The organism is Erwinia papayae (genome assembly GCF_058241465.1).
This window is the reverse complement of sequence record NZ_JBZCHT010000009.1, coordinates 285,997-299,149: the sequence shown is the minus strand read 5'-3', so window position 1 is coordinate 299,149 and position 13,153 is coordinate 285,997. Positions and strand designations below refer to the sequence as shown.

Sequence of the window (13,153 nt, the reverse complement as noted above, 5' to 3'; positions counted from 1 at the left end):
TGCATAGCCGATCCTGACCCTGAGTTGCAGGCCGCTATTCTGACAGGGGCTGAGGGCAGGCTACGTGAAATGCGTCACAGCAATGAAAACGGTTACATACAAATTCGCAACATTTGTGACCCGTGTCTCCTTCAGACGTTTTTGTTCAGCGGCGCGCCGCCGGTCAGTCGTGTCAGCCTGCGCCACAGCCACTCCACCGGTCCCTGACGGAAAAAACGCAGCCACAGGACGGAAAACAGGAGATTACACAGCCATACCAGCGGCACCACCAGTAGCAGGTGGAGACGGTCCAGCTGATTAAACCAGCCCAGCCGGTTAAACAGCGTGGTACAGATCAGCGTTTGCAGCAGATAGTTAGTCAGCGCCATGCGGCCCACGCAGGTGATGGCAAAGGTCAGTTTCAGGCGGCTTAGCGCGGGCCACCAGCCAAAACACAATGCGGCGTAGCCCAGCGCCTGCAAAGGTGCGGCCAGCTCACGCGGCAGTTGCAGGAAGAAACCACTCCAGCGAAAGTCCCAGCCACTTGCCCATTGCAGATAAATGGCCGGGATTTCGATCAGCCAGGCAACGGCGATTAAGATCACCGCGCAGCGGCGGTAGTGAGACGGGGTGCGAGTACCGCGCAACCAGCCGCTGCGCATCAGCGCCGCGCCGATCAGCATCAGTCCGACCAGCTGCCAGCCATACTGCGCCGCCAGAGCCAGCAGTCCGGAAGAGAGCATGTCGAGACGATTAACGATCGCTTCCCAGCCACCCTGTGTTTTCCAGAAAGTTTCGTACTGCACTTCAGCGAAATCAGGCAGCCACGAGCTGTTAGCCTGCTCCCCTGCCGCCAGTCCGAGCACCAGTAAAACACCGCAGCCAAGCAGATAGAGCAGTACGCCGGTATTAAACAGCTGACGGGTTGAGCCAACATCACGCACCATCCGCCAGGCCACCAGACCAGTCAGGCCATAATCCAGCAGAATATCACCGTCCCAGAGCAATACGCTGTGCATCAAACCCAACAGCAGTAGCCAGCTCAGGCGCGCCTGCATCCAGCGTTTGCCGTATGGCTGCAACATCTGTAAACCGGCACCAAACAGCAACGCAAACAGCGAGAGAAATTTGACCTGGGCAAAGAGATCGACCACCGCCCAGCTGATGGCATCATAAGCGGCGGGCAGTCCGTGCCACGCCGGATTGAGATAGGCTGCGCGGGGCAGCCCGAAAGCAACAATGTTGAGTAGCAGGATCCCCAGAATGGCAAGACCCCGAAGAAAATCCAGCGTGGGGATCCGTGGCATGGTGTCGTCAGCCGTGGCGGATGGTGCGCAGGAACTCCTGACGGGTATTCTGGCTGGACTTGAACAGACCGCCCAATGAGGTGGTGGTGGTGGCGCTAGTGGCATCACGGATACCACGGGCTTTCACGCAGTAGTGAACGGCATCGATACACACCGCAACGTTATTGGTGCCGAGCAGCGTCTGCAACGCCAACAGGATCTGCTGGGTCAGTCGCTCCTGCACCTGTGGACGTGAAGAGAAAAACTGCACGATGCGGTTAATCTTCGACAGGCCGATCACTTTGTCTTTCGGGATATAAGTCACGGTCGCTTTACCGTCAATCATCACAAAATGGTGCTCACAGGTGCTGGTCAGGGTGATATCGCGCACCGTGACCATCTCATCCACCTTCATTTTGTTCTCAATCAGGGTGATTTTGGGAAAGTTGGCGTAATCCAGCCCCGAGAAGAGCTCATTAACGTACATTTTGGCAATACGATGGGGTGTTTCAGCCAGACTGTCATCCTGCAGGTCGAGATTTAACAGCTGCATCACTTCGGTCATGTGACCGGCGATCAGCTGTCTGCGGCTTTCATCATCCATTTCACGAGCAGGTGAGCGTAACGGGGTTTCCAGCCCACGGGCAAGCAGCGCCTCGTGAACCAGTGTGGCTTCCTGACTTAACGTAGCCATGGTTGTTTCTTCTCCGACAGGGTTTACTGCGGCCCGTAAGGGGACCGCCAAAAATTCTGAGGCGGTATTTTGGTACACAACGCGTCGTTAATCCAGCAAATCAGTTTCAACCCGCATGAAACTGTTTCATTTGCTGCCAGCGTCGCAGCGCCAGACCAGTAAGCCCGCCAGCAACAGCCCTGCCCCGGCCAGATAAAGCGCAGGTTCCAGTCGCCCGCTCAGCGCAGTAGAAAGCGCCGAGAAAACCGGGCCAACCAGTTGGCCGATGGCATAGCCGGTGGTCAACAGCCCGGCCATGTAACGGTTATGCCGGGGAGCCAGTCCGCGAGCGACCAGCAGAGTAAGCTGAACCACATTCAGAAATCCGCCGCCGATCAGTACGGCTCCTGCCACCAGCCCGCTGATCCCCTGCAACTGCCCGGCGCATAAGATCCCCAGTGCCTGAAGCCACAGCGTCAGCGCCAGCCGCTGGCTGGCGTGGCCAAGATGACGGGTAGCAATACCCAGCGCAATGCCGACCACGGCAGCCCCGCCGAACAGGGGCCAGACAAACTGTGACAGCGGACTGTGTGGAAAGCGAGACAGCGCCAGCTGGGATAAAAAGTGGCGGGCAGAATATAGCCAAATCCGGCGAGGCTGTAGCTCCAGACCAACCTCTTTAATGCTCCGCTGATAACCAGCGGTTCTGCTGCCGGGGCGTTACCATGCACCTCCCCTTTTGCCGGCAGATATCGCATCACCGGCAGCAGCAGGATCAGCGCCAGCACCCCACAGGCAAACCACCCTTCAGCAGCGCTGACACCGTGGCGATGTAACATCCACGCCAGCATGCCACACAGCACAATCCCCGCGCCCGGTCCGGCAAACACCGCCGCACTCAGACCAGGACGGTGTCCGAGACGTTCGTTGCTCCAGGCAGCCACCAGCACCAGTCCCCAACCGCTGGCCCAGCCTGCCAGAAAGCGAATCACCCCATGCAGCCAGGCCGCAGAGACGCAGGCTGACAGCAGCGTGAGCAACACGGTTCCGGCGATGCCCGCCAGCAGCCGCTGCTGAATATGGCGGCTGGCCCGCATCGCATCGTATGAGCCACAGAGATAGCCAAGGTAATTGCAGGCCGCTACCAGGGATGCGCTGGTCAGCGACAGCTGATGCTCATTGATCATCAGCGGCACCTGGGGAGTGAAGGTAAAACGTCCAATGCCCATCACCACCACCAGCGAAATAAATGCGCAAAGCGCCACACGTACAGCCATTACCGACTCCTTAATCCCGCACGGCAAAGCGCCCGAATGTTAAAGGTAAATGTTGCCAGTATGCTGCCTGAAGGTTAGACTCACGAAAAGTGAATAATAATAACCAGGTTATTTACAATAAGAGAATAATGGATCTGACCCAGTTAAAAATGTTCTGTACCGTTGCAGAGACCGGCTCGCTGGCGCGGGCGGCAGAGTTGCTGCATCGCGTGCCCTCCAATCTGACCACCCGCCTGCGCCAGCTGGAACAGGAGCTGGGCTCCGATCTGTTTATCCGTGAAAAGCAGCGCCTGCGCCTGTCACCGGTGGGGCACAATTTTCTTTGTTATGCCCAGCGCATTCTGGCGCTGAGTGAAGAAGCGCTGAATATGACGCACAACGGCGAGCCTGGCGGTAACTTCGCGCTGGGTTCAATGGAGAGCACCGCCGCCGCCCGCCTGCCCGCGCTGCTCGCGGCCTATCATCAGCACTATCCTGCCGTCGCGCTCTCGCTGGTCACCGGCACTTCTGGCGAAATTATTGAGCGGGTGCGCGCCGGTACGCTCTCCGCCGCGCTGGCCGATGGCCCGATTCTGGTCAATGAGCTGAACAGCTGCCAGGCCTTTAACGAACGCATGGTGCTGATTTCCAGCCGGGATCATCAGCCCATTGTGAAACCGGAAGATGCGGCCGGCGATACCCTGTTTGCTTTCCGGCCTAGCTGTTCATACCGCCTGCGTTTTGAAAACTGGTTCCGCAGCGCAGGCATTCAGCCTGGCACCTTTATGGAGATCCAGTCGTATCACGCGATGCTGGCCTGCGTAGCCAGTGGCGGTGGGCTGGCACTGTTGCCGGAATCGGTATTGCAGCAACTGCCTGCCGCCGGACAGGTTCGTCGTCACACGATACCGGAGGAGATCGGCCGCACCAGCACGTATCTCGTCTGGCGTCGCGATGCCTTTACGCCAAATATTAAGGCACTGAAACAGCTGATTATCGACCAGTCCGGGCAGGTCAGCGGAGACGATGAAATCGTCCATACTTATTAGCTTCAGAATCTGATCGGCAAAGCATGATGGTCGCTGTCTGAATTCCACCACGCAGTAAAAAGCTGGGGTTGGTCCATCAGACGCGGAGAGCCAGATACCCCTTAACACATTAATGTATAAGAGAGAAACAATGCAAATGATTAAGACGCGCGCTGCGGTGGCCTGGGCTGCCGGTGAACCGCTGAAAATTGAAGAAGTGGATTTGATGCCGCCGCAAAAAGGCGAAGTGCTGGTACGTATTGTCGCCACCGGCGTTTGCCATACCGATGCCTATACCCTGTCTGGCAAAGATCCGGAAGGAGTGTTCCCGGCCATTCTCGGCCATGAAGGCGGCGGTATCGTCGAAGCAGTGGGTGAAGGCGTCACCAGCGTAGCGGTCGGGGATCATGTTATTCCGCTGTACACCCCGGAATGCGGCAAATGTAAATTCTGTCTGTCAGGTAAAACCAATCTTTGTCAGGCGATCCGTGCCACCCAAGGTAAAGGTCTGATGCCGGATGGCACTACCCGTTTTTTTAAAGATGGCAAACCCATTTTCCACTACATGGGCACCTCTACCTTTTCTGAATACACGGTAATCCCGGAAATCTCGTTGGCAAAAATCAGCAAAGAAGCGCCGCTGGAAGAGGTCTGTCTGCTGGGCTGCGGCGTCACCACCGGCATGGGCGCGGTGATGAATACTGCCAAAGTAAAAGAAGGTGATACGGTCGCCATTTTTGGTCTGGGCGGTATTGGTCTGTCGGCAATTATCGGCGCAAAAATGGCGAAGGCCGGGCGCATTATTGGTATCGACCTGAATACCAGTAAGTTCGATCTGGCAACAAAACTGGGCGCAACGGATCTGATTAACCCAAAAGATTACGATAAACCGATTCAGGAAGTGATTGTTGAAATGACCGATGGCGGCGTCGACTTCTCTTTTGAATGCATTGGCAATGTCAACGTGATGCGTTCGGCGCTGGAGTGCTGCCATAAAGGCTGGGGTGAGTCGGTGATTATTGGTGTCGCCGGAGCGGGCGAAGAAATTGCCACCCGCCCATTCCAGCTGGTAACTGGTCGGGTATGGCGCGGCTCGGCATTTGGCGGTGTGAAAGGCCGTTCGCAGCTGCCGGGGATCGTCCAGCGTTATCTTGACGGTGAATTCAGGCTGGACGATTTCATTACCCATACCCTGCCTCTGGAAGAGATTAATCAGGCCTTTGATTTAATGCATGAAGGCAAATCGATTCGCACCGTGGTGCATTACAACAAATAATCAGGAGGATTGATGGCAGCCACTCTGGAGCTACTGGAAGAACACCGTCTGTTTGGCGGCTGGCAACAGCGCTATCGCCATGCATCAGCCACGTTGAACTGTGCAATGACCTTCAGCATTTTCCTGCCCGGCCCGAAACGCGAGACGCCGCCGCCGGTCGTCTGGTGCCTTGCCGGACTGACCTGTAACGATGAGAACTTTTCCGTTAAATCCGGTGCGCAGCGCGTGGCGGCCGAGCTGGGACTGGTGCTGGTGATGCCGGATACCAGTCCTCGCGGCGAAGGTGTGGCGGACGATCAGGGCTATGATTTGGGCCAGGGGGCGGGATTTTATCTCAACGCGACGCAAATGCCGTGGAAAACCCATTATCGTATGTATGACTACCTGCACGAGGAGTTGCCTGCGTTAATCGCCGGGAATTTCCACGTCAGCGATCGTCAGGCAATCATGGGCCACTCGATGGGCGGCCACGGTGCACTGGTGCTGGCACTGCGTAATCCGCAGCAATTTACCTCGGTGTCCGCCTTCGCTCCCATCGTCAATCCTGCTGAGGTGCCGTGGGGACAGAAAGCGTTTCGGGCCTATCTGGGAGAGGATGCAGAGCAGTGGCGTCAGTACGACAGCTGTTGGCTGATGCAGCAAACCTCAGCCCGACTTCCGATGCTGATTGACCAGGGAGACAGCGATCAGTTCCTCGCCGATCAGTTGCGCCCGGAGCTGCTGGAGACCATTGCCGGGGAGAAGGCGTACCCGCTGACCGTGCGTATCCAACCCGGTTATGGTCACAGCTACTTTTTTATCGCCAGCTTTGTGGAAGATCATTTGCGCTTTCACGCCCATCATCTGTTGGCATAGCCTATCGCCGTGCCGGAAGCCTCTCCGGCGCGGCGTAACCTTTTGAGCGCAGATGCCAGCGCCAACTAAAAGCCGGGTTCCGCCACCAGGCCGTCAATCAGTACCTGAGGCAACCCCTGGGAACAGTGCTCAATGCGCCCTCTGACACCATAGACTTTCGCCAGACTTTCCGGGGTGATCACCGCTTCCGGCAGTCCGTCGGCAATCAGCTCGCCGTTTTGCAGCATTAATACGTGCTCACCGTGGCGCAGGGCAATATTAATGTCATGCACCACCACCACGGTAATAATGTTGCGTTTACGGGTTTCGCGTCGCACCAAATCCATCACATGAAACTGATAATTTAAATCCAGCGCGCTGAGCGGTTCATCCAGCAACAGCAACTCCGGACGACGGATCAACGACTGCGCCAGCCCGACCAGCTGTTTCTGCCCGCCGGAGAGCTGGTCGAGAAAACTCATCGCCAGATGGGCAATCCCCAGCCTCTCCAGCAGATCCATCACTTCTGACTCGCTGGCCGCACTGTTGTGACCGCCCGATGCCCGCTGCGCCACAATGATTGACTCCAGCACATGCAGGTGAACCCCGGCAGGCAGTGATTGCGGCAGGTAAACCACTTTCTCCGCGCGACGGGCAAACGGCTGGGCCATCAGTTCACTGCCGTTTAACCACAGCTCGCCCTGCGCCAGGTTCAGCCCTGCCAGCGATCGCAGCAGGGTTGACTTGCCACAGCCATTGGGACCGAGCAGCACGGTAATTTTGCCACGCGGCAGCAACGGCACATTGAGGTTGCTGATAATCTGGCGTTTCGGGTAACCGGCATTAAAGCCGCTGATTTTCAGTCCATCCATCAGACGTTCCCCCGGTGACGCAGAATAATACTCAGGAAGAACGGTACCCCCACCAGCGAGGTCACAATGCCTACCGGAATGATCACCCCCGGCACCAGGTTTTTAGACACCACCGAGGCGAGCGACAGTACCAGCGCGCCGGTCAGCGCACTGGCGGGCAGGTAAAAACGATGATCTTCACCAAACATCAGACGGGCGATGTGCGGGGCTACCAGGCCGATAAAACCAATTGGCCCGACAAAAGCCACCGCCAGCGCGGAAAGAATGCTGATACGCAGCAGCGTTCCCAGCCGCAGACGGCGAACATCTATGCCAAAACTGACCGCACGGTCTTCGCCCAGACGCAGCGCCGTCAGCTTCCAGGCGCTCATCATTGACCACGGCACCAGTAGCGCAAACATCGCCGTCAGCACGCCCAGCTTCTGCCAGGAGGCGCGCGCCAGGCTGCCCATCGTCCAGAACACCAGCCCCTGAAGGGTGTCTTCGCTGGCGATGAACTGGATCATCGATACCAGCGCATTAAAGGTGAACACCAGCGCAATACCGAACAGCACCACGCCGGAGCTGGCAACGCGGGTCCAGCGCGTGACGCCATCCAGCATCAGCGCCGCGAACAGCGCAAAGACAAAAGCATTCGCCGAAATAAACCACTGATCGGGAATACCCGGAATACCAATGCCCAGCACAATAGCCAGGGCCGCACCAAACGCCGCCGCTGAGGAAACCCCCAGGGTAAACGGGCTGGCCAGCGGGTTATTGAGGATGGTTTGCATCTCCGCACCCGCCAGGCCAAGAGACAGCCCCACCACCACCGCCATCAGTGCGTAAGGCAGACGAATATCCCAGACGATGACCCGACTTCCGGCGTCCACACTCTCTGGTGACCACAAGGTCTGCCACAGCGTTGACAGAGATAAACCTGAAGGGCCGAGGGTGAAATCGAGCAGCAACGAAGCGAGAATGGCAATGACCAGCACACTCATCATCAACATGTGCTTGCGCAATACCTGATGATAGCGGCCCATCGCGCTGTCCTGTTCCATTCCGACAGCATTGCGCGTGGAGTCGTGGGTTAAACTCATCTTGATACCTGGCTTAAGAAAAAATCACGGCGGTAACATTAAAGGAAATGATAATAGTTATCAATAATCTTTGCCGGCAACTATTTTAGCTGTAACCAATTAAAAGGCGCGGAAACCGCGCCTGTGATGACTCCCCTACTCCCTGAATTTCGGGAAGATCATCTCACTGTATCTGATGAAGCGGGTTTTTTTGGTCAGTTTGTAACCCAACCAGATCGCCAGGAACAGCGGGATGCCGATATAGGTTGCCGCCACGCCGTACCAGTCAATCCTGTCAGCAAGAAACGCCTGATAATTCTGACCCAGCGTTATCGCCAGGCACAGGACAAAAGCAAAGACCGGCCCCAGCGGGAAGAAACGTGAACAGTACGGCAAATCGGCAAGGTCCAGCCCCTGCGCCAGATAACCGCGACGGAAACGATAATGGCTGATGGCAATCCCCAGCCAGGCAATAAAACCGGTCATACCGGAGGTGTTAAGCAGCCAGAGGTAGACTGACTGATTACCAAACAGCGAGGTCAGGAAGCAGAGTGCGGCCACGACGGTGGTGGCATACAGGGCATTGCGCGGCACACCGCCCGCCGAAAGCCTGCCGAACATCTGTGGCGCTTTGCCTTCCTGCGCCAGGGTATAAAGCATCCGGGTACAGGCATACATGCCTGAGTTACCCGCTGACAGAACCGAGGTCAGGATCACCGCATTCATCACCGCCGCCGCTGAGAGCAGCCCGGCATGTTTAAATACCAGGGTGAACGGGCTGACGCTGATGTCTTTCACATCATTACGCAGCAGATCGGGATCGGTATAAGGGATGATCAGGCTGACCACCAGGATCGCCAGCACGTAAAACAGCAGGATACGCCAGAAAACCTGGCGCATTGAGCGGGGAATATTTTTCGCCGGATCTTCCGATTCCCCCGCCGCAATGCCTATCAGCTCGGTGCCCTGGAAGGAGAAACCCACTATCATCGCCACGCCAATCATTGCGGAAAATCCGCCAGCGAAGGGTGCATCACCAATCTGCCAGTTAGCCCAGCCCGCTACCGGCTGACTGCCGCGCAGGATGCCAGCGATCATCATCAGGCCGACCACGATAAAGATGATGACGGTGACCACTTTAATCAGCGAGAACCAGTATTCCGCCTCACCAAAACCCTTTACCGACAGATAGTTGAGCAGAAAAATCAGGCTGAGGAACAGGGCACTCCAGATCCAGCCCGGCGTATCCGGGAACCACCAGGCCATCACCAGCTGCGAGGCGACCAGGTCCACCGCAATAGTTACCGCCCAGTTGTACCAGTAGTTCCAGCCCAACGCGAAGCCAAACCCTTCTTCAACATAACGTGAACCATAGGTGGAAAATGAACCGGAGACCGGCATGAATGCCGCCAGTTCGCCCAGGCTGGTCATCAGGAACCAGACCATCAGGCCGATAAGGATGTAGGAGAGCAGCGCACCACCAGGCCCTGCCTGCGAAATTGTCGCCCCGGATGCGACAAAAAGTCCGGTGCCTATCGAACCACCAATCGCAATCATCGTCAGATGACGCGCTTTTAACGCCCGGCGTAACCCAGGTTGTTGTGTTGTTATTTTGTCTTTAACCATCTTGAAATGCTGCACTCCGGCTGAAATAAGGCGCGATTGTAGCAAACTCTTTCACAGACGTGAGTATTAACACTCTTGTTATAAGACAGCTTAATAATCGACACAAAATTATTAGCATTAGCCTGATTCACCGTATAAAGTCCATGGCAATCAGCATATTAGCCGTTCACCTCGTTTCATTGCAGTAGCTCAGAAAACGTAATAATGGCCTGGAGAGATGCTTCTGCCGGTGATGGATGCGGTACAGGGTACGGGTCAGTTTTGGCACCGGCAATGGCACTTCCCGCAGCGTGCCGCTTTGCAACTGCTCCGCAATCACCCGTCGTGACAGACAGCTGATCCCGATGCCATGACGCACGGCATGTTTGATCGCTTCCGAGTTGCCCAGCTCCAGCGCCAGCCGGAAGGAAGAGAGGTGCGACAGTAAAAGATAATCAACGATTTCGCGCGTGCCTGAACCGCGTTCACGCAGGATCCACGGCTCGACCGCCAGGCTTTCCAGCGTCACCGGTCGTTGCAGAACAGGTGCATCCGGGGCGGCAAACACCACCAGTTCATCCTCCTGCCAGGCTTCGCTAATCACCTCGGTCATGTGACACGGTCCTTCAATCAGACCGATATCCACACGGAAATCCGCCACCGCATGGATAACATCCTGGCTGTTGCCCACGCTCAGTTCCAGAGGGAGATCGGGATAGTCCCGTCGCCATCCGGCTATCATCGCTGGCAGCATATAGTTACCGATGGTGCTGCTGGCATACACCCGCAGCGCCCCTTTATCTTCGCGAAACAGCTGTTCTATTTCTGCCGCCTGCTCCAGCAGACCCACCGCACGGGGGTAAAGCAGACGCCCATGTTCATTAACCACCAGCCGTTTGCCAACCCGGTCGAACAGCTGCACATTCAGCTGGTTTTCCAGATCGGCCAGCGCGGCACTGACCGCCGACTGGGAGAGAGAGAGAAGCAGAGCGGCCTGGGTCGTTGAGCCGCTTTTCAGCACTTCGCTGAACACCTCCAGTTGCCGCAGGGTAATGTGCATGGCGTCGCCTTTTCAGTTGCAGGACATATCAGTTATTCTGGTTGATTATAAATATATAATCAATTTCTCTTTTAAGCCATCGCGGCTCATGCTGGCAACTCTTAACAGGAGTAATGCTATGGCCGATCTCACTTTTAGTCCCGACCAGCCTGGTCCGCTACGTTTTACCCCCGGTCTGCTGCTGTCGCTGCTGCTGGCCGGGGCTGCCGTCTGGCTGGGTAATCAGCCAGACGTTGCCCGTCTGGGGCTGGGAGCACTCACGCTTGCCATTATTACCGGCATGGTGGTGGGTAATACTCTTTATCCGCGCTGGGCAGGACGTTGTGATCCCGGTGTACACCTTGCCAGACAGCGCCTGCTCAGGCTGGGTATTGTTCTTTATGGTTTCCGACTGACCATGCAACAAATTGCCGGTGTGGGGCTCAGCGGGGTGATCATTGACATCCTGACGCTCAGCTCCACCTTCCTGCTGGCAGTCTTTCTGGGCCGACGCCTTTTCGGTCTCGACCGCGACACCTGCTGGCTGATTGGCGCAGGCAGCAGCATCTGTGGGGCGGCGGCCATCATGGCGACGGAGCCGGTTATCCGTACGCAAGCCGCAAAAGTTACCGTTGCCATCGCCACTGTGGTGCTGTTTGGCACGCTGGGGATCTTTATCTATCCACTGCTGTGGCATGGGGCGACAGCCTGTTTCCCTGCGCTGACGGCCACTGAATGGGGAGTGTTTACCGGCTCCACCCTGCACGAAGTGGCACAGGTTGTCGCGGCGGGGCACGCGGTCAGCGCTGAAACCGAGAACGCGGCGGTGATTGCCAAAATGCTGCGGGTGATGATGCTGGCCCCATTTTTGTTACTGCTCAGCGTCAGGGTGAGAAACAGCACAGGGCGCGCCGATCGCGCAGCGAACAGCATCACTTTTCCGTGGTTTGCGCTGATGTTTATTGCGGTGGCACTGTTCAACTCACTGCATCTGTTACCACAAAGTGTTATCAGCAGTCTGAACCAGCTGGACAACCTGTTGCTGGCAATGGCAATGGCGGCGCTGGGGCTCACCACCCGCTTCAGTTCGCTGAAGCAGGCCGGGCTGAAGCCTCTGCTGCTGGGTCTGATGCTGTTTATCTGGCTGATGTTGGGCGGCGGGACAATTAACCTTGTGGTGCAACATTTGATGGCATGAGGTTACGCCGTGCGGTTATCATTGCCCGCTTGCGTCGCTGGATGCAGAACTCAACAGGAGAAACGGCATGAAATTTATCGGTGCCCACGTCAGTGCTGCCGGTGGCGTGGACCAGGCGGTGCTACGCGCCCATGAGCTGGAAGCAACAGCCTTTGCGCTTTTTACTAAAAACCAACGCCAGTGGCGCGCTGCGCCGCTGACAAAAGAGGTGATTGCCGCTTTTCGCGCCGCCTGCGAAAAATATCACTTCAGCGCCGCACAGATCCTGCCGCACGACTCCTACCTGATTAATCTGGGCCATCCGGTGGAAGAGGCGCTGGAAAAATCACGCGAAGCCTTTATTGATGAGATGAGCCGCTGTCAGCAGCTTGGCCTCTCCCTGCTGAATTTCCATCCCGGCAGTCATCTGCATCAGATTGATGAGGCAGCCTGCCTGCAACGCATTGCAGAGTCGATTAATATCGCGCTGGACGAAACGCAGGGGGTGACCGCGGTGATTGAAAACACTGCCGGTCAGGGCAGTAACCTGGGTTTCCGCTTTGAGCACCTGGCGGCAATCATTGCAGGCGTGGAGGACAAATCCCGCGTCGGCGTCTGTATCGATACCTGTCACGCTTTCGCGGGCGGTTACGACCTGCGCACCGAAGCGCAGTGCGAACAAACCTTTGCCGACTTCGACGAGATTGTCGGCTTTGACTATCTTCGTGGTATGCATCTGAATGATGCCAAAAGCGAGTTTGCCAGTCGCGTCGACCGCCACCACAGTCTGGGCGAAGGGAATATAGGCAAAACGGTGTTCAGCTGGCTGATGAAAGACAGCCGCTTTGATGGCATTCCGCTGATTCTGGAAACGGTTAATCCGGATATCTGGAAAGATGAGATTGCCTGGCTGAAATCCGAACAAGTTTAACCCCTGCTCAACGGCGCGGCGATTTATCCGCCGCCGCGCTGATGCTCATCGTTGCTGAGCGCAACCCGAATGCCCCGTTCACTCCTGCCCTTCTCCGACACGGTTGATGCGCATAAACAGCAGCTTAGTGCAGACA

At 56.7% G+C, this 13,153-nt stretch carries 11 protein-coding genes and 1 pseudogene; 5 read left to right on the top strand and 7 right to left on the bottom strand.

The window, feature by feature from the left end; all coding sequences use genetic code 11:
• Positions 1-131 precede the first annotated feature (131 nt).
• From yeiB to AC3RPL_RS06215, 3 genes and pseudogenes are all read right to left on the bottom strand, one after another.
• On the bottom strand, positions 132-1,286 hold the full coding sequence (gene yeiB, locus AC3RPL_RS06225; protein ID WP_490739328.1) for a DUF418 domain-containing protein YeiB: 1,155 nt from the start codon (positions 1,284-1,286) through the stop codon (positions 132-134).
• Between the two features lie 7 nt (positions 1,287-1,293).
• The gene (gene folE, locus AC3RPL_RS06220) at positions 1,294-1,959 is read right to left on the bottom strand and encodes a GTP cyclohydrolase I FolE (protein WP_490739327.1); all 666 of its coding nucleotides are present in this window, start codon (positions 1,957-1,959) and stop codon (positions 1,294-1,296) included.
• A gap of 126 nt (positions 1,960-2,085) precedes the next feature.
• A pseudogene (locus tag AC3RPL_RS06215) lies at positions 2,086-3,215 on the bottom strand (YbfB/YjiJ family MFS transporter).
• Positions 3,216-3,343: 128 nt separating this feature from the next.
• On the opposite strand from AC3RPL_RS06215, the gene ptrR reads away from it, so the two are divergent.
• The 3 genes from ptrR to fghA all read left to right on the top strand — a co-directional run bounded on the left by ptrR (position 3,344) and on the right by fghA (position 6,353).
• Positions 3,344-4,243, top strand: coding sequence for a putrescine utilization regulator PtrR (gene ptrR, locus AC3RPL_RS06210; protein WP_490739326.1), 900 nt, complete (start codon positions 3,344-3,346; stop codon positions 4,241-4,243).
• A gap of 130 nt (positions 4,244-4,373) precedes the next feature.
• Positions 4,374-5,498, top strand: a complete 1,125-nt coding sequence (locus tag AC3RPL_RS06205) for an S-(hydroxymethyl)glutathione dehydrogenase/class III alcohol dehydrogenase (RefSeq protein ID WP_034937933.1) — start codon at positions 4,374-4,376, stop codon at positions 5,496-5,498.
• A gap of 12 nt (positions 5,499-5,510) precedes the next feature.
• Complete coding sequence (gene fghA, locus AC3RPL_RS06200) at positions 5,511-6,353, top strand: S-formylglutathione hydrolase (RefSeq protein WP_490739325.1); 843 nt, start codon at positions 5,511-5,513, stop codon at positions 6,351-6,353.
• A gap of 65 nt (positions 6,354-6,418) precedes the next feature.
• Here the strand turns inward: fghA and AC3RPL_RS06195 are convergent, their stop codons facing one another.
• From AC3RPL_RS06195 to yieE, 4 genes are all read right to left on the bottom strand, one after another.
• Positions 6,419-7,204 carry an ABC transporter ATP-binding protein gene (locus AC3RPL_RS06195; RefSeq protein ID WP_490739324.1) on the bottom strand — a complete coding sequence of 262 codons (786 nt, stop codon included), beginning with the start codon at positions 7,202-7,204 and terminating at the stop codon, positions 6,419-6,421.
• Positions 7,204-8,286 (bottom strand): FecCD family ABC transporter permease, encoded by a 1,083-nt coding sequence (locus tag AC3RPL_RS06190; protein ID WP_490739323.1) that lies wholly within the window; start codon positions 8,284-8,286, stop codon positions 7,204-7,206. Before AC3RPL_RS06190 ends, AC3RPL_RS06195 begins: the two co-directional genes overlap by 1 nt.
• Positions 8,287-8,421: 135 nt before the next feature.
• The gene (locus tag AC3RPL_RS06185) at positions 8,422-9,891 is read right to left on the bottom strand and encodes an amino acid permease (RefSeq protein ID WP_490739322.1); all 1,470 of its coding nucleotides are present in this window, start codon (positions 9,889-9,891) and stop codon (positions 8,422-8,424) included.
• Between the two features lie 166 nt (positions 9,892-10,057).
• Entirely contained in the window at positions 10,058-10,930 is an 873-nt protein-coding gene (yieE, locus tag AC3RPL_RS06180) for a DNA-binding transcriptional regulator YeiE (protein WP_367167769.1), read from the bottom strand.
• Positions 10,931-11,048: 118 nt separating this feature from the next.
• Here yieE and AC3RPL_RS06175 point away from each other — a divergent pair, with 118 nt between their 5' ends.
• Entirely contained in the window at positions 11,049-12,107 is a 1,059-nt protein-coding gene (locus AC3RPL_RS06175) for a YeiH family putative sulfate export transporter (protein WP_490739321.1), read from the top strand.
• Positions 12,108-12,174: 67 nt separating this feature from the next.
• Positions 12,175-13,017 carry a deoxyribonuclease IV gene (nfo, locus tag AC3RPL_RS06170; RefSeq protein WP_490739320.1) on the top strand — a complete coding sequence of 281 codons (843 nt, stop codon included), beginning with the start codon at positions 12,175-12,177 and terminating at the stop codon, positions 13,015-13,017.
• Positions 13,018-13,153: the final 136 nt, after the last annotated feature.